The sequence below is a fragment of the Duganella fentianensis genome (assembly GCF_009857835.1).
Classification (GTDB): Bacteria; Pseudomonadota; Gammaproteobacteria; order Burkholderiales; family Burkholderiaceae_D; genus Rugamonas; species Rugamonas fentianensis.
The window spans coordinates 132,717-149,586 of record NZ_WWCL01000003.1; the positions used below are offsets into that span (position 1 = coordinate 132,717).

Annotated in this window: 12 protein-coding genes; 3 read left to right on the forward strand and 9 right to left on the reverse strand. The window is 61.9% G+C overall.

The annotated features are described in order from the left end of the window. Nucleotides 1-14: 14 nt before the first annotated feature. Both GTP23_RS13660 and GTP23_RS13665 read left to right on the forward strand, forming a co-directional pair. A complete protein-coding gene (locus GTP23_RS13660) occupies nt 15-497 on the forward strand; it encodes a cyclic nucleotide-binding domain-containing protein (protein WP_161035696.1) in 483 nt (160 codons plus the stop codon). Further along, nucleotides 494-1,621 carry an AI-2E family transporter gene (locus tag GTP23_RS13665; protein WP_161035697.1) on the forward strand — a complete coding sequence of 376 codons (1,128 nt, stop codon included), beginning with the start codon at nt 494-496 and terminating at the stop codon, nt 1,619-1,621. The genes GTP23_RS13660 and GTP23_RS13665 overlap by 4 nt, the downstream gene beginning before the upstream one ends. Before the next feature lie 50 nt (nt 1,622-1,671). On the opposite strand, the gene ahpF is transcribed toward GTP23_RS13665, so the two are convergent. From ahpF to GTP23_RS13690, 5 genes are all read right to left on the reverse strand, one after another. Further along, the gene (gene ahpF / locus GTP23_RS13670; protein WP_161035698.1) at nt 1,672-3,261 is read right to left on the reverse strand and encodes an alkyl hydroperoxide reductase subunit F; all 1,590 of its coding nucleotides are present in this window, start codon (nt 3,259-3,261) and stop codon (nt 1,672-1,674) included. Nucleotides 3,262-3,355: 94 nt separating this feature from the next. Beyond that, nucleotides 3,356-3,919: an alkyl hydroperoxide reductase subunit C gene (gene ahpC, locus GTP23_RS13675; RefSeq protein WP_155435771.1), complete on the reverse strand. Its 564-nt coding sequence runs from the start codon at nt 3,917-3,919 to the stop codon at nt 3,356-3,358. 180 nt (nt 3,920-4,099) lie between these two features. Next, a complete protein-coding gene (locus tag GTP23_RS13680) occupies nt 4,100-6,904 on the reverse strand; it encodes an EAL domain-containing protein (RefSeq protein ID WP_371866923.1) in 2,805 nt (934 codons plus the stop codon). A gap of 155 nt (nt 6,905-7,059) precedes the next feature. After that, nucleotides 7,060-8,472, reverse strand: coding sequence for an RCC1 domain-containing protein (locus GTP23_RS13685; RefSeq protein WP_161035700.1), 1,413 nt, complete (start codon nt 8,470-8,472; stop codon nt 7,060-7,062). 204 nt (nt 8,473-8,676) lie between these two features. After that, nucleotides 8,677-11,085 (reverse strand): YgiQ family radical SAM protein, encoded by a 2,409-nt coding sequence (locus tag GTP23_RS13690; protein WP_161035701.1) that lies wholly within the window; start codon nt 11,083-11,085, stop codon nt 8,677-8,679. A gap of 182 nt (nt 11,086-11,267) precedes the next feature. On the opposite strand from GTP23_RS13690, the gene GTP23_RS13695 reads away from it, so the two are divergent. Next, a complete protein-coding gene (locus GTP23_RS13695) occupies nt 11,268-11,777 on the forward strand; it encodes a DUF1269 domain-containing protein (protein ID WP_161035702.1) in 510 nt (169 codons plus the stop codon). Between the two features lie 10 nt (nt 11,778-11,787). Here GTP23_RS13695 and GTP23_RS13700 read toward each other — a convergent pair whose 3' ends face one another. The 4 genes from GTP23_RS13700 to GTP23_RS13715 form a co-directional block, all read right to left on the reverse strand. Beyond that, on the reverse strand, nt 11,788-12,072 hold the full coding sequence (locus tag GTP23_RS13700; RefSeq protein ID WP_161035703.1) for a DUF4404 family protein: 285 nt from the start codon (nt 12,070-12,072) through the stop codon (nt 11,788-11,790). Nucleotides 12,073-12,081: 9 nt separating this feature from the next. Further along, nucleotides 12,082-12,291 (reverse strand): VF530 family protein, encoded by a 210-nt coding sequence (locus tag GTP23_RS13705; RefSeq protein ID WP_161035704.1) that lies wholly within the window; start codon nt 12,289-12,291, stop codon nt 12,082-12,084. An 85-nt stretch (nt 12,292-12,376) separates the two neighbouring features. Next, the gene (locus GTP23_RS13710) at nt 12,377-14,503 is read right to left on the reverse strand and encodes a M3 family metallopeptidase (RefSeq protein ID WP_161035705.1); all 2,127 of its coding nucleotides are present in this window, start codon (nt 14,501-14,503) and stop codon (nt 12,377-12,379) included. A 47-nt stretch (nt 14,504-14,550) separates the two neighbouring features. After that, entirely contained in the window at nt 14,551-16,680 is a 2,130-nt protein-coding gene (locus tag GTP23_RS13715; protein ID WP_229256105.1) for a M3 family metallopeptidase, read from the reverse strand. Between the last annotated feature and the right edge of the window lie 190 nt (nt 16,681-16,870).

Sequence of the window (16,870 nt, forward strand, 5' to 3'; positions counted from 1 at the left end):
CGCCCGGAGTTCCCTTGTTATTCGGCTTCCTGAAATCGCCCGAACTGTCACCGCGCCTGCAGCGGCTCAAGGCGTCGTCACTGTTTTCCACGCTCACCCCGCTCGAGCTGAAAATCGTCGACGACTTGCTGCACGAGCGCCGCTATCTGGCCGATGAAATCATTTTCGATGAAGGCGAAGAAGGGCAGGCGCTGTATCTGATCATGTCCGGCCGCGTGATCATCAGCCGGCTGCGCCCGCAGGGACGCGAGGTGGTGGCCGAGATGGGACCGGGCGCCTTCTTCGGCGATCTGGCCCTGCTCGACAACTCGCCGCGCAATGCCCAGACCCGTGCGCTCGACAACTGCGAGCTGGCCGTGTTCTTCCGCGCCGACTTCATGGGCCTGATGGAAACCGATGCCGTAATCGGCTACAAGATCTCGCTGGCGCTGGCGCGCCACATCGGCACCCGCTTGCGCGAGTGGATGAGCGGCAAACCGCAGAACGAAGCCATATGAGCCGCCTGCCTGCCAAGCAGCACGCCGGCCCCATCGTCTGGAGCGGCATCATCGCGGCCACCTGCGTGCTGCTGTTCCTGCTGCAGCAGATGCTGTTCCTGGCCATCCCCTTCCTGCTGGCCATCGTGCTCTACTACATCCTGCAACCACCGATGCAGCGCCTGATCCGGCTAGGCATCAGCCACAATGCCGCCACCCTGATCGTGGGCAGCATGTTCCTGCTGGTGCTGATGCTGGCCGCCATGGTGGCCATCTACTGGGAATCGGGACCGTCGGAATCCTGGCAGGCCATGCTGGGCAAATACCTGAGCGGCGGGCTGGATTTCATCCGCCACACCATGGCGACACTGGAACGCCAGTTCCCCATCCTCAAGCAAATGAAACTGGCGCGTACCGTGAACGCGCGCATGAGCAGCTTTACCAGCACCTTTATCCAGCAGCACCTGACCGACATCCTGGTATCGGTGGCGGGCTGGCTGCCGTCCTTGCTGCTGGCGCCCTTCCTCGCCTTCTTCTTCCTGCGCGATGGTTCGCGCTTCAAGAAATTTCTGGCGCGTGCAGTGCCGAATGCCTTCTTCGAACGGGCGCTGTATCTGCTGCATGAAGTGGACCAGACGGCGCACCGCTATTTCCAGGGCCTCATCAAGCTGACCGTGCTCGATACCATCGTGCTGGCGGTGGGGCTGTGGGCCATAGGCGTGTCCTCGCCGCTGGTGCTGGGCCTGATCGCGGCCATGCTGGCCTGGGTGCCGTATGTGGGCTCCATCGTCGGCTGCATGCTGGTGGTGATGGTGGCGTCGACCGATGCACCGACGGATCCGGCCATGGCCTACATGGCCATCGGCGTGTTCATCGCCGTGCGCCTGCTCGATGATTTCGTCTTCATGCCGCTGACGCTGGGACGCAGCCTGCACATCCACCCGCTGATCACAGTGCTGATGATCTTCATCGGCGGTTCGGTGGCCGGCGTGGCCGGCCTGATGCTGGTGCTGCCCCTGCTGGGCGTGGTGATGGTGGTGGGCGAAACGCTGGGCCGCCTGATCACCGACCCGCGCCTGCGCGCACGCCACCGCAACGCCATCCACCTGCGCACACGGCAGGCCAGCGCCGATCTGGTCAGCTAGACAAAAGGGGCGCACATGGCGCCCCTCTTACTTGCTACTGCCTGCTAGCCTCAGGCGGCGACCGCCTGTGCTGCCGGTGCGGCGGTGCTGTCGTCGTCGGCACGGATCAGGTGATCGAAGGCCGACAGGGCGGCTTTGGCACCTTCGCCGGTGGCGATGATGATCTGCTTGTACGGCACGGTGGTCACGTCGCCGGCAGCAAACACGCCCGGTACCGAAGTCTGGCCGCGGCTATCGATTTCGATTTCACCGTGACGCGACAGGGCGACCGTGCCTTTCAGCCATTCCGTATTCGGCACCAGACCGATCTGCACAAACACGCCTTCCAGTTCGATCTTCCTGGCTTCGCCCGACACCCGGTCGTTGTAGCTGAGGCCATTGACGATCTTGCCGTCACCATGGATTTCCGTGGTCTGGGCCGAAACGATTACCGTCACATTCGGCAGGCTGCGCAGCTTGCGCTGCAGCACCGCGTCAGCGCGCAGTTCGGCGCCGAACTCGATCAGCGTCACGTGCTGGACCAGACCGGCCAGATCGATGGCCGCTTCCACGCCCGAGTTACCGCCGCCGATCACGGCCACACGCTTGCCCTTGAACAGCGGGCCATCGCAGTGCGGGCAGTAGGCCACACCATGGTTACGGTATTCCTTCTCGCCCGGCACATTGATTTCGCGCCAGCGCGCACCCGTCGCCAGAATCACCGACTTGGCTTTCAGCGTGGCACCGCTGGCCGTCTGCACTTCGATCACTTTACCGGGCAGCAGCTTGGCAGCACGCTGGGTGTTCATGATGTCGACCGAATATTCCTTGACGTGCTGCTCCAGCGCCACGGCAAACTTGGGACCTTCCGTCTCTTTCACGGAAATGAAGTTTTCGATCGCCAGCGTATCGAGCACCTGACCGCCGAAGCGTTCTGCCACCACACCGGTGCGTATGCCTTTGCGGGCGGCGTAGATGGCCGCGGCGGCACCGGCAGGACCACCGCCGACGATCAGCACATCGAACACCTCTTTCTGGTTCATTTCTGCAGCCTGGCGGGCACCGGCATTGGTGTCCAGCTTGGCCAGAATTTCTTCCACGCTGCTGCGGCCCTGACCGAAGTGCTCGCCGTTCAGGAACATCATGGGCACGGCCATGATCTGGCGGGCTTCCACTTCCTGCGGGAATACGCCGCCATCGATGGTCGTTACTTTGATGCGTGGATTGATCACCGCCATCGCGTTGAGGGCCTGTACCACTTCCGGGCAGTTGTGGCAGCTCAGCGAGATGAAGGTTTCGAATTCGTAATCGCCGTCGAGGTTGCGGATCTGCTCGATCACGGCGTCGTCAAATTTGATGGTATGGCCGCCGACCTGCAGCAGGGCCAGTACCAGCGAGGTGAATTCATGACCCATGGGCACGCCAGCGAAACGTACGCCGATATCGCTGCCAGCACGGTTGATGCTGAACGAAGGCAGGCGCACGCCGGGATCGGCACGCTTGACCAGCGTAATCTTGTCGCTCAGCGAGACGATGTCCTGCAGCAGTGCTTCCATCTCTTGCGCCTTGGCGCTGCTATCGAGCGCGGCGACCAGTTCGATCGGTTGCACGACTTTTTCGAGGTAGGCTTTCAACTGGGTTTTGAGCGATGCATCCAACATGATTCTGTTCCTTACAAATATTTAGGCGTATGCCGGGCCGGACGCCCGGACCGGCATCGCGGTATTACTGTAATGGTGCTGCTGTCTTCAAGACTTAGATCTTGCCGACCAGGTCCAGCGATGGGGTCAGCGTGGCAGCGCCTTCGGTCCATTTAGCTGGGCAAACTTCGCCTGGGTGGGAAGCCACGTACAGGGCAGCTTTAACTTTGCGCAGCAGTTCGGAAGCGTCGCGGCCGATGCCGTTGTCGTGCACTTCCATCACTTTGATCTGGCCTTCCGGATTGATCACGAAGGTACCGCGCAGTGCCAGGCCTTCTTCTTCGATCATCACTTCGAAGTTGCGCGACAGGGTGCCGGTCGGGTCGCCGATCAGCGGGTAGTTGACTTTCTTGATGGCGTCCGAGGTGTCGTGCCAGGCTTTGTGAGCAAAGTGGGTGTCGGTCGATACGCCGTACACGTCCACGCCCAGCTTGGCGAATTCAGGCTGGTGATCAGCCAGATCTTCCAGTTCGGTTGGGCAGACGAAGGTGAAGTCGGCTGGGTAGAACATCAGAACCGACCATTTGCCTTTCAGGGATTCATCGCTAACGTCGATGAATTTGCCGTTGACGTAGGCGGTAGCTTTGAATGGTTTGATTTGGGTGTTAATCAGAGACATGGTGGTTTCCTCTTGGGTTGTGAATCATTGAGACGCCAGTGTAAGGGTTTTCCGGCCATTAGGAAAATTGATTGTTCCAATACAATCAATTTGTTTTAGCTATCGACCCGTGATGACGGATAGTTATTATCACTGTTTCAAGCGACCAGCGCATGACGCCAGCGGCTGCCGCGCTGGGACTCAGACCTGCTGGGCACGCAACATGGCATCGAATTCCTGCGCCGGGATGGGGCGCGAGAACAGATAGCCCTGGCCATAGTCGCAGCCCGCTTCGGCCAGCAGGGCGCGCTGCTGCTCGGTCTCCACCCCTTCCGCAATGACCCGCAGGCCCAGCTTGTGGGCCATCACGATGATGGCGTCCGACAGCGCCATATCGCTCGAATCGGGCGCCAGATTGCGCGTGAAGGAACGGTCGATTTTCAGATAGTCGATGTCGAACTTCTTCAGATAGGACAGCGAGGAATAGCCGGTGCCGAAATCGTCCAGCGCCACCTGTATGCCGGCATCGCGCAGTTGCAGCAGCTTGTTGCTGACCGTGGTATTGGCGTCGAGCAGCATGCCTTCCGTGATTTCCACCACCAGCGCCTGGCCGGACAGGGTCAGGTCCTGCATCTGGCGCTGCCATTCCAGATAGCTGCCATCGTCGCGCTGGAATTCCAGCGGCGACTGGTTGACGCTGATCTGGAAGTCCGGGTGGTGCTCGCTGCGCCAGCGCTGCACCCAGCGCGCCGATTCGCTGAACACCCACATGCCGATATCGAAAATCAGCCCGCTCGATTCGGCCAGTGGGATAAAGTCCATCGGGCTGACCAGCCCGCGCGTAGGATGGCGCCAGCGGATCAGTGCTTCGGCCTTGTGGATGCGGCCTGTCTTCAGGTGCACGATGGGCTGGAAGTACAGCTCCAGCTGGCCCCCTTTGACGGCATTGCGCAAATCATTGGTCAGGCGCATGCGGGTCAGCGCTTCCACCTGCAGCGCCGGCGTGAAGTAGCTGTAGCGGTTGCGCCCTGCGCCCTTGGCTGCATACATGGCCTGATCGGCATGCTTGAGCAGATCGTCGATATCGTCGGCATCGTCGGGATACAGGGTGATGCCGATACTGGCCGAAACGAAGGCTTGCTCCTGCCCCAGCGCGAAAGGCTGACGCATGCGGTCGATAATGTTCTGGGCGATCGCTTCCACCCGCTCGGTGCTGTCGAGTTCCGACAGAATCACGGTAAATTCGTCGCCGCCCAGCCGTGCCACGGTATCGGATCTGCGCACACTGTCGCTGATGCGGCGCGCCGCATCGATCAGCAGCACATCGCCCTGATGGTGGCCCAGCGTATCGTTGACTTCCTTGAAGTGGTCGAGGTCAATGAACAGGATGGCGATGCGGCTGCGGCTGCGCTGGCTCTTGAGCAGGTCCAGCGCCAGCCGGTCGAGGAACATGCGGCGATTGGGCAGCTGGGTCAGCGGATCGAAATTGGCCTGATGCCAGACCAGCTGTTCCGTCTGCTTCTTGTCCGTCACATCCTCGATCATGCACAGGTGCAGGGCATGGCTGTCCGGCGGGGTTTCGATGGCCGTCACGGAGACGGCGATCCAGACCAATTCGCCATCGGAGCGGAACATGCGGTTGCTCACTTTGAAATTGCTGATTTCACGGGCCATCAGGCGCGCCATCTGGGCCTTGACCTGGGCCACATCGTCCGGATGGCCGGAATCGAGCCAGCGCATATTGCTCAGCACTTCATGCGAACGGCCGAGAATTTCCTGATAGCGCGGATTGATGTCGCGATATTCATAGGTGACGGAATCGATCAGCGCGATACCCAGTGGCGAGGCTTCGAACATGGTGCGGAAGCGCTGCTCGCCGGCGCGGATTTCCGCATTGGTACGGCGCCGTTCGCGCGTCAGCATGCTGTAGTGGATCAATGCCCCCAGCAGCAGCAGCACGGCCACAGCGGCCAGCGCACGGTACAGCCAGCGCAAACGGCTGGCACTGCTGTCTACGTTGTAGAGGAAACCATCGAGGCTGACCTGTTTGGGCACCATGCCCAGACCCGCATAAACGTCGGCGATATGGCGCCAGCGCTCGGGATTCATATAGCCGATTTCCACCAGCACGGGCTGCACCAGCGGCACCATCTGGTGCGCCTCGAACAGCAGATGCTGGCGGTCGCCGCCGCGCGCATAGTATTTGAGGATCAGTTCCACCGTCTCTTCCGGGTGGCTCATGGCCCATTGCCAGCCGCGCATGCTGGCTTCGCGGAAGGCGCGTACGCGGGCCGGATGGTCGGCGATTTCCTTTTCGCTGGTGAACAGGTTGTCGCCGTAGAAATCGATGCCGACCGAACGGGGACTGTAGATTTCGTAGGGGAAGCCGCGCCGCTCGAACAGATCAGGCTCATTGGTGGTGTAAATCGCCATGGCCTGCACTTTGCCGTTGATCAGGTCATTGACGTTGTAGCTGTGCTCGACGCGCTGGAAACTGTTGGCCGGTATGCCTTCCTTGACCAGATAGGCCAGCAGCTCATCGGAGTTGCCCAGCTCGTCCGTCAGCGTGCCTATCATGGCGCGCTTGCCGATGATGCGGCGCAGGTCCGGCTCGCTGCTGGTCTGGCGCATGGCCAGCGCATACGGCGAATGCTGGAAGATCACCCCCAGCACCACCACCGGCTTGCCGGCCACACGGGCCAGCAGCAGGCTGCTGGCGCCTGTGCCGTACTGGGCCTTGCCCGCTTCCACATTGCGTTCCGGCTCATTGCCATCCGTGCCTTCGAGGATGCGCACATCCAGCCCCGCTTCGCGGTAATAGCCCTGCTCCACGGCCGCGTAATAGCCGGCAAACTGGAACTGGTGGTGGTGTTTGAGCTGCAGCGTCACCTGTTCCAGCGCCTGTGCCGGAACCAGCCCGCCTGCGCCCAGCAGCAACGCCAGCAGCACCGGCCGCAGCAGACGGGCGGCCAGGCTTGCAAAAAAGGCAGGTGTAGCTGGGTGCACGGGATATCCTAACGGCAGCAATGGAAACCAGATTGTAGCCGGTTCAGCCTGCCCACATGCCATTCGGCAAGCTGACCTTAAAAAAAGCAACGGACGGTCCAGCTTGCGCTGGCCGTCCGTGCGGGCTCGTTGTATGGCGACCGCCTAAGGGCTACTTAGGGGATGCTCACCGGCACTGGTGCTTGCGTATTATCACCTTTACCGAGTTGACCTTCGACATTCCGGCCCCAGCCCCACAGGGTGTTATCGGAACGCAGGCCGAAGGTATGGGCATTACCGGCCGTGACGGAAATCCAGTTGCTGGCCGTACCGATCTGGGCCGGTGCGGAAATGTCCGGACCACCGTTGCCCAGCTGGCTTTCGGTATTGCTGCCCCAGCCCCACAGCTGGCCTTCACGCGTCACTGCCATGCTGTGCGCGGCACCGGCCGAGACCATGGCCCAGTTGGTCGCCGTGGAAATCTGTACCGGCGCATTCACGCTGGCCGAACCATTGTTGCCGACCTGACCGCTCAGGTTGTAGCCCCAGCCATACATGGAACCATCAGCCCGCACAGCCAGCGAGTGGCTGCCGCCAGCCGAGACCGAAGCCCAGGTCGAGGAACCGATCTTGGCCGGCGCATTCACATCGACCTGGCCGCCATTGCCCACCTGGCCATTGGCGTTGCCGCCCCAGCCGTACAGGTTCAGCGTATCTTTGGTGATGGCCAGGGTATGGGTGTCGCCGGCGCTGACGGCCAGCCAGCCGCCCGTGGTCGGCGAAGTAATCTTGGTAGGCACCAGACGGTCGATGGTGGTGCCGTCGCCCAGCTGGCCATTGAAGTTACGGCCCCATGCGTACATCACGCCGGTCGTCTTGATGGCGAACGCATGGCCCTTGCCGGCCGCCACATAGGCCCAGTCGGTATCCTTGCCGATCTTGGTCGGAATCGCGTGGTCTACTGTCGTGCCGTCGCCGAGGCGGCCGTTCTGGTTGAAGCCCCACGACCAGATGGTGCCGTCGCTGCGCAGCGCCACTACGAACTGTTCGCCCACGGCGATCTGCTTCCACAGCAGGCTGCCACCACTCACCTGGACCGGCACATTGCGGTCTATGGTGGTGCTGTCGCCCAGCTGGCCACGGATGTTGGAACCCCAGGCGTACAGGCTGCCGTCCGCCTTGCGCGCCAGCGTCTGGTAGCCGCCGGCCACCACATTCGCCCATGGCGCGATCACACTCAGGGTGATGCTGCCCGTGATGCCGTCCTGGGTCGCCGTGAAAGTGTCGGAACCCACGGCCTTGGCCGTCACACTGCCGCTGGAGAAGATGCTGGCCACGGCGCCCGTGCCCTTGAAGGCCCAGACCAGACCGGTGGCCGTGTTCAGCACCTTGGTGCTGTTATCGGAATAGGTACCGGTCGCCGTCAGCTGCATGGTGGTGCCGACCGGCATGGTGCTGCTCGGTGCCGTCACGGCGATCGATTTCAGCACGGCCGGTGCCGGCGTGGAGGAACCACCGCCACCGCCGCCGCAGGCTGCCAGCACGCCCAGCAGCGGCAGCAGCAGATAGGTTTTACAGAATTTTTTCATGATCTTCCAGTTCGTACAAGGAGTGAGGCCACGCGCATAGATGGCCAGCTTGCGAACTAGTTTAGCGGCAAACCGGCCCGCCGCATCGCCCGAGCAGGACGGAAAACAGGGGCTAACTCGCGCCTTAGAACGCCGGCCCGCAGCGGGGCCGGCTTAATCCGTGTTCAATCTTGCCATCAAGGCAAAAATAAGTGCCGTGAGAACTTATTTGCGGCCACGGGGGGCGGCCGGTTTCTTGACCTTGATGGTGTCCAGTATCGAGGCACGCGGCTTGGTTTCCAGCGATTTGCGGGCCGTCAGCGAACCTGTCAGCGCATTCGCCCGGGCACCGCGCGCCTGTGGCTGGGCCGCAGCCACCACGCCGGATTTAGCGGCCCGGCCAGCCCGGCCAGCCGGCGCGGCAGCAGGCGCAGCAGGGGCCGCCCCATAGCCGCCTGCTTTGCCGCCACCTTTGCCTTTGGCCGGCGCGGCGCCGCTGTAGGCATTGCCGGTCGCTTCGCCGGCCGACCATGCAGGAATCAGGTGGCGCTCGCCGTTGCCGATCAGATCGGCACGGCCCATGGCCACCAGCGCTTCGCGCAGGATAGGCCAGTTCTCCGGGTCCTGATAGCGCAGGAAAGCCTTGTGGGTACGGCGAATCTTGCCGCTGCGGGCGGTTTCCACCACTTCCGAATCGGCCGTGACCTTGTGCAGCGGGTTGCGGCGCGAGTGGTACATGGTGGTCGCCATGGCCATGGGGGTGGGCATGAAGGTCTGCACCTGATCGAGCTTGAAGTTATTCTTCTTCAGCCACAGCGCCAGATTCAGCATGTCCAGATCGGTCGTGCCCGGGTGGGCCGCGATGAAATACGGGATCAGGTACTGCTTCTTGCCCGCTTCCAGCGAGAAGCGGTCGAACATTTCCTTGAACTCGTCGTAAGCACCGATGCCGGGCTTCATCATCTTGTTCAGGGTGTTTTCTTCCGTGTGCTCGGGGGCGATTTTCAGCAGGCCGCCCACGTGGTGGGTCACCAGTTCTTTCACGTATTCGGGCGAACGCACGGCCAGATCGTAGCGCAGGCCCGAAGAAATCAATATCTTCTTCACGCCCGGAATCGCGCGCGCCTTGCGGTACAGCGCAATCAGCTTGCTGTGGTCGGTGCCCAGATTGACGCAGATGGACGGGAACACGCAGGACAGGCGGCGGCAGGTTTTCTCGATCTCCGGTTCCTTGCAGGACAGCCGGTACATATTCGCCGTCGGGCCGCCCAGATCGGAAATCGTGCCCGTGAAGCCCTTGGTCTTGTCGCGGATGTGCTCGATCTCGCGCAGGATGGACGGCTCGGAACGGCTCTGGATGATGCGGCCTTCGTGCTCGGTAATCGAGCAGAAAGTGCAGCCACCGAAGCAGCCGCGCATGATGTTGACGGAGAAGCGGATCATTTCCCACGCAGGAATGCGTGCCTTGCCGTAGGAAGGGTGTGGTGCACGGGCATAGTTCATGTCGTACACGCCATCCATCTCATCCATGCGCAGCGGCAGTGGCGGCGGGTTCAGCCACACATCGCGTTCGCCGTGCGCCTGCACCAGCGCGCGCGCATTGCCGGGATTTGATTCGAGGTGGAACACGCGCGAAGCGTGCGCATACATCACCGGATCGGTGCTCACCGTTTCGAACGAAGGCAGACGCACCACCGTGCGCTGGTGTTTTTCGCGCTCCATGGCCTGCCGCTCGGCGCGGCTCATGATGCGGATGGGCTTTTCCACCACCGCAGGAGCGACCGGCGCAGCCGCGGCCGCAGCACCTTCCGTCCCCGCTGCAGACGCTTCGGCGCCACCATTGCTGGCGCACGAAGGCGTGTTCGGCTGCACCATCAGATAAGGGTCGGGATGGGCGTCCACCTTGCCCGGCGTGTCGACGCGGGTGCTGTTATGCACGCCCCATTCAGGCGTCGGCAGCCAGCCGCTAGGCACCAGGAAAGCCGTACCGCGCAGGTCGCGGATGGTCTTGATTTCTTCGCCCGCATGCATGCGGTGGGTCAGGTCCACCAGCGCCCGTTCGGCATTGCCGAAGATCAGCAGGTCAGCCTTGGAATCGACCAGCACGGAGCGGCGCACCTTGTCCGACCAGTAGTCGTAATGGGCGATACGGCGCAGCGAAGCTTCGATAGAACCGATCACCACGGGTATGCCGGGATAGGCCTCGCGCGCACGCTGGGCATAGGCCGTGACGGCGCGGTCCGGACGCTTATTCGGCTCGGCATCGGCCGTGTAGGCATCTTCCGAGCGGATTTTGCGGTCGGCCGTGTAGCGGTTGACCATGGAGTCCATATTGCCCGCCGTGATGCCGTAATACAGGCGCGGCTTGCCCAGCACGCGGAAAGCTTCTGCAGAAGTCCAGTCCGGCTGGCTGATGATGCCGACGCGGAAGCCTTGCGCTTCCAGCAGACGGCCGACCAGCGCCATGCCGAAGCTGGGGTGGTCGATGTAGGCGTCGCCGGTGACCAGTATCACGTCGCACTCGTCCCAGCCGAGCGCGTCCATCTCGGCGCGTGACATCGGCAGGAAAGGCGCAGCAGCAGCGCGGGCAGACCGCTTGGGGACGGTCGCAAATAAATTGGCAGGGGAGTTCATATCGGACGGCATTGTACCGGAAATGCGCCGCCCCCGCTTGCCGTGCAAACGGAAAACCTTTTAGTATTCAAACACTTGGGCATATCAGGCAAGCTGGACAATCCGGCAATGATGTCAGAATGACCTTGCATGCGGGCCGCCGTTTGCTATAAAGGAGGCATCACCTCGCGCGGGAGAATGCCATGCAACGCCGCCTCTACTTTACCCTGCCCGATGCGGGCAGCGCCCGTGCCGTGCTGGACGAACTGCTGCTGGCACGGATCAGCATACGCCACATCCACTTTCTGGCCCGTCAGGCCATGGCGGCAGAACTACCCACACTGGGTCTGCTGGCCCGTACCGACATCGTGCACGGCGCCCAGCTGGGCGCGGCGATAGGCGCCGTGATCGGTCTGGCCTGCGCCATAGGACTGGCCTTTTATCCCATCGCGGGCTGGACTGCAGGCACCTTCACCATTTTGCTGCTGATGCTGGGCGGCGCCCTGCTGGGCAGCTGGGCCAGCGCCATGAATGCGGCGGCCGTACCGAATACCCGGCTGCGCCGCTTTGCCGCCGCACTGGCACAGGGCCGGGTCCTGCTCATCCTCGATCTGCCGGCTGCCCGGGTCGACGACATCGAAGCCATGCTGGCCCAACGTCACCCTGCTGCCAGCTTTGGCGGCATGGAGCCGCCTGCGCTGGCTTTTCCCTGACGCTCGGGGTTCAGATGCCCATGCTGGAGAGGATATTGCCCAGTTCACGCAGGGCCGGTTCCAGATGAGGGTGTTTGACGGCAAACTTGGCACCCAGTTCCTGCGCCCGCTCGGCCAGACCATAGGTGCTGCTTTCTTCTGCAGCATCGGCTGAGGCGGCAGCATTACCGGCCAGCAGCTGTTTGATATCGCCATCGAGCTGGGCCAGCAGAGTACGCGATTCCTCGTCCAGCGGGCCGCTCTGGGCCAGATGGCTGTGCAGGGAATTCAGTGTGGCCTTGAGTTTGCTATCCATGTTGCTATCCTAATCGTTGAAGTGGGTGGCGCAATACAGCGCTTCGACGCGCTCGCGCGCCCACGGGGTTTTGCGCAGGAATTTCAGGCTGGATTTGATGCTGGGGTCGCTGCTAAAACAGTTGATCGCGATGCGCTGGGCCAGTTGCTCCCAGCCGTAATACGCGTGCAGACGGACCAGTATCGCTTCCAGTGTCATGCCTTGCAGTTGTTTGCTCATACTTTATCTTACCCATAAAAAAAGGCCGCTGTGCCGATTTTCACATAAATCGGCACAGCGACCCGTGGCAGCAGCGCTGGGCGGCTTATTTTTCCGTCAGGCCGCGGCGCTCGAGCAGCGGTTCGACGGTGGCATCACGGCCACGGAACTTGCGGTACATCTGCATGGCATCCATGGTGCCGCCGCGCGACAGCAGCATCTTGCGGAACCAGTCGCCGTTCTTGCGCAGCATGCCGCCTTGCTCGTTGAACCAGTTGACGGTATCGGCATCGAGCTTCTCCGACCACAGGTAGCCGTAATAGCCGGCCGTGTAGCCACCGGCGAAGGTGTGCGAGAAGTAGGTGGTGCGGTAGCGCGGTGGCACGGGGGCGTAATCGATGCCGGCCGACTTCAGCGCGTCCGCTTCAAACCCGAGTACATCACTCGGGATCTGCGCCACACCGAGCTGGTGCCATTTTTGATCCAGTATCGATGCCGCCAGATATTCCGTGGTGCGGAAACCTTCGTTGAATTTCTTCGAAGCGATCACCTTGTCCAGCAATTCCTTGGGCATGGCGGCGCCCGTCTGGTAATGGGTGGCGTAGTTGGCCAGCACTTCCGGCCAGACCGACCACATCTCGTTGACCTGCGACGGGAACTCGACGAAATCGCGCGGCACGCGGGTGCCGGAGAAGCGCGGATAGGTCACGTCGGAGAACATGCCGTGCAGCGCATGGCCGAACTCGTGGAACAGGGTGCGCAGTTCGTCGTAGGTCAGCAGGGTGGCTTCGCCATCCTTGGGCTTAGGGATGTTGAGGTGGTTGGCCACTACGGGATGGGTGCCCATCAGCTTGGACTGCGACACATAGGCGTTCATCCATGCACCGCCGCGCTTGTTGCTGCGGGCGTAGAAGTCGGCCAGGAAGATGGCCAGCTGCTTGCCATTCGCATCGTACACGTCGAATACGCGCACATCGGGATGGTAGACGGGCAGATCCTTGCGTTCCTTGAACGTCAGGCCGTACACCTTGTTGGCAGCGAAGAACACGCCCTTGGTCAGCACATTGTTCAGTTCGAAGTAGGGGCGCAGCTGGTTCTGGTCGAAGTTGAAGCGCTCGGCGCGCACCTTGTCGCTGTAGAACGACCAGTCCTGCGCGGCCAGCTGGAAACCGCCCTGTTCACGGTCTATCACCTGCTGGATTTCGGCGCCTTCTTTTTTGGCATTGGCCACGGCAGGGCGGGCGAATTCGGCCAGCATGCGGTTGACGGCCTGGGCATCATGCGCAGTCTGGTCTTCCAGTGCGTAATCAGCGTAAGTGGCATAACCGAGCAGGGCGGCTTTCTCGGCGCGCAGCCGCACCAGCTTCAGCACCACCTCGCGGTTATCGAACTGGCCGCCGTGGCTGCCGCGTTCCAGCGAAGCGGCCATCAGGCGTTCGCGCACGGCGCGATTGGTCAGCACGGCCAGATTGGCCTGCCCCGTGGTGTTCACCACCGGGATCACAAATTTGCCATCCAGACCGCGCGCCTTGGCTGCTGCGGCGGCCGCATCGATGGCGGCGTCGGACATGCCGGCCAGCTCGGCACGGGACTCCACCACCAGTGCCGAGGCATTGGCTTCTTCCTGCACGTTCTGGGCAAACGCCGTCTGCAGATTGGCCAGCTGGCCATTCATGCTCTTCAGCTTTTCCTTGTCCGCTGCCGACAGGCGCGCACCGGCCCGCACGAAGTCGGTATGGTAGCGCTGCAGCAGGTATTTGGCTTCCGCGTCGAGGTGCAGCTTGTCGCGCTTGTCGTATAGCGACTTGATGCGCGCATACAGCTTCTCGTTGAGGCGGATGGCATCGCTGTGCGCAGCCAGCTTGGGCGACAGCTCGCGCTCGAGCGCCTTGAAGCTGTCGTTGGTGTTGGCGCCGGACAGATTGCCGAACACCGAGCTCACGCGCGACAGCAGCTGGCCCGATTTTTCCAGCGCCACGATGGTGTTGTCGAAAGTGGCAGGCTGGGGATTGTTGGCGATGGCTTCGATCTCGGCAGCGTTGATGCGCATGCCTTCGGCAAACGCCGGTGCATAGTCTTCGTTCTTGATCTGGTCGAACATCGGGTAGCCGAAAGGCAGCGTGCTGGCCTTGGCGAAGGGATTACTGGCGGCCAGCATAGCAGCCGGTTCGGCCGCCTGCGCAGCGCTGCACACGACGGCGACAGCAGCAGCGATCATCAGATGACGGTTCATGGTTTTCCTGTTGTAAGTTGTATGGTTAAGCTGTGACCGGCGCTGGCTTATTTCAGGCCGCGGCGTTCCAGAAGCGGCTCGATGACGGCATCGCGGCCACGGAAGTTACGGAACAGATTCATTGCATCGTCCGTACCGCCGCGCGACAGCAGCTTGTTGCGGTACCAGTCGCCGCTAGCACGCTTGAGGCCGCCGTTCTGCTTGAACCAGACTTCCGTATCGGCCGTCAGCTTTTCCGACCACAGGTAGGCGTAATAGCCCGCCGCATAACCACCCGAGAAGCTATGCGAGAAATAGGTGGTGCGGTAGCGCGGCGGCACAGGCGCGAAGTCCACGCCCAGATCTTTCAGCGCATCCGCTTCGAAGGCCAGTACATCGGTCGGAATCTGGGCCGGGGTCAGCTGGTGCCAGCGCTGGTCCAGCAGCGAGGAAGCCAGATATTCGGTAGCAGTAAAGCCGCGATTGAATTTGCGCGACTCGATGACCTTGTCCAGCAGCTCTTTCGGCATAGGCTCGCCCGTCTTGTAGTGCTTGGCGTAGTTGGCTAGCACTTCAGGCCACACGGCCCACATTTCATTGGCTTGCGACGGGTATTCCACGAAGTCGCTAGGCACGCTGGTGCCCGAGAAGCGCGGATAGGTCACGTTGGAGAACATGCCGTGCAGGGCGTGGCCGAATTCGTGGAAGGCGGTCGACACTTCGTCGTAGGTCAGCAGGGTCGGTTCGCCAGCCGGCGGCTTGGGAATGTTGAGGTGATTGGCCACCACCGGATGACGACCGAGCAGCTTCGATTGCGAGCTGTATTCGTTCATCCATGCGCCGCCCTGCTTGTTGCCGCGCGCGTACATGTCGGCGATGAAGATGGCCAGCTGTTTGCCGTTGGCGTCGAAGACATCGAATACGCGCACGTCCGGGTTGTACACGGGCAGGTCTTTGCGCTCCTTGAAGGAGATGCCGTACAGCTTGTTGGCAGCGAAGAACACGCCCTTGGTCAGCACATTATCCAGTTCGAAGTATGGCTTGATCTGCTTCTCGTCGAAGGCATAGCGCTGGGCGCGCACCTTGTCGGCGTAATAGGCCCAGTCGGCGGCGCCGAGCTGGAAGCTGCCGCCCTCGGCGACCACCATGGCTTGCAGATCGGCCGCTTCCTTGCGTGCATTGTTCACGGCCGGTTTGGCCAGATCGCCGAGCAGCTGGTTGACCGATTTGGTGTCGTGCGCAGTCTGGTCATCGAGTGCATAGGCAGCGAAGTTGGCATAGCCGAGCAGGGTGGCTTTTTCGGCGCGGGCCTTGGCAATCTTCAGCACCGTCTCGCGGCTATCGAATTCACCGCCATGGCTGCCGCGTGCCAGCGACAGTGCCATCAGCTTTTCACGCACTGCGCGGTTGCTCAGTTCGGCCAGTGCCGGCTGGCCGCTGGTGTTGACGATGGCGACCAGGAATTTGCCATCCTGACCCTTGGCCTTGGCGGCCGCAGCAGCGGCGTCGATGGCGGCCTCGCTCATGCCGGCCAGCTCTGCGCGGCTATCCACGATCAGCGCCGATGCATTGGCTTCCTTCAGCACGTTCTGGGTGAAGGCGGTCTGCAGGGTGGCGATGCTGGCGTTGAGGTTTTTCAGCTTTTCCTTGTCGGCGTCCGACAGCTGGGCGCCAGCGCGCACGAAGTCCTTGTGATAACGCTCCAGCAGGTGGCGCGCTTCGGCGTCCAGCTTGAGCTTGGCGCGCTGCTGGTACAGGCTGTGCACACGGGCGAACAGCTTGGGGTTGAGGTAGATCGCGTCGCCATGGGCGGCCAGCCTGGCCGACATTTCGCTGTCCACCGCATCCATCTTGTCGTTGGTATTGGCGCCCTGCAGGTTGTAGAACACGGTCTGGGTGCGGCTCAGCAGCTCGCCCGATTTTTCCATCGCCACGATGGTGTTCTCGAAGGTGGCCGGTTTCGGGTTGCCGGCAATTGCGGCGATTTCTTCCAGCTGGATGCGCATGCCCTCGTTAAACGCCGGTACGAAATGCTCGTCCTTGATCTGGTCAAACACGGGATAGTTGAACGGCAGCTTGCTGGCCGTGGCCAGCGGATTGCCGGCCAGGGTGGCCGCTTCAGTCTGTGCCGCTAGCACAGTCTGGGAAAACGCCAGACCGAGAGCGGCCGCGACGATGAGCATTTGAGGACGGGACATGGGGAACTCTTTCATTAAACGCCGGTGGAAGATGCTGACGCGCGCAGGCGGAAAGCCGGCAGCCGCAGCAGTTGCAAAGGCGATCATAGCAGCGGCTCAGGTCGGCCGTCACGGGCAAAAAATGCTGCACTGCACTTCCTCGGAAACCTTCGTGCTTTTCCGAACAATGCTTGGCCTGAGACCACATTTT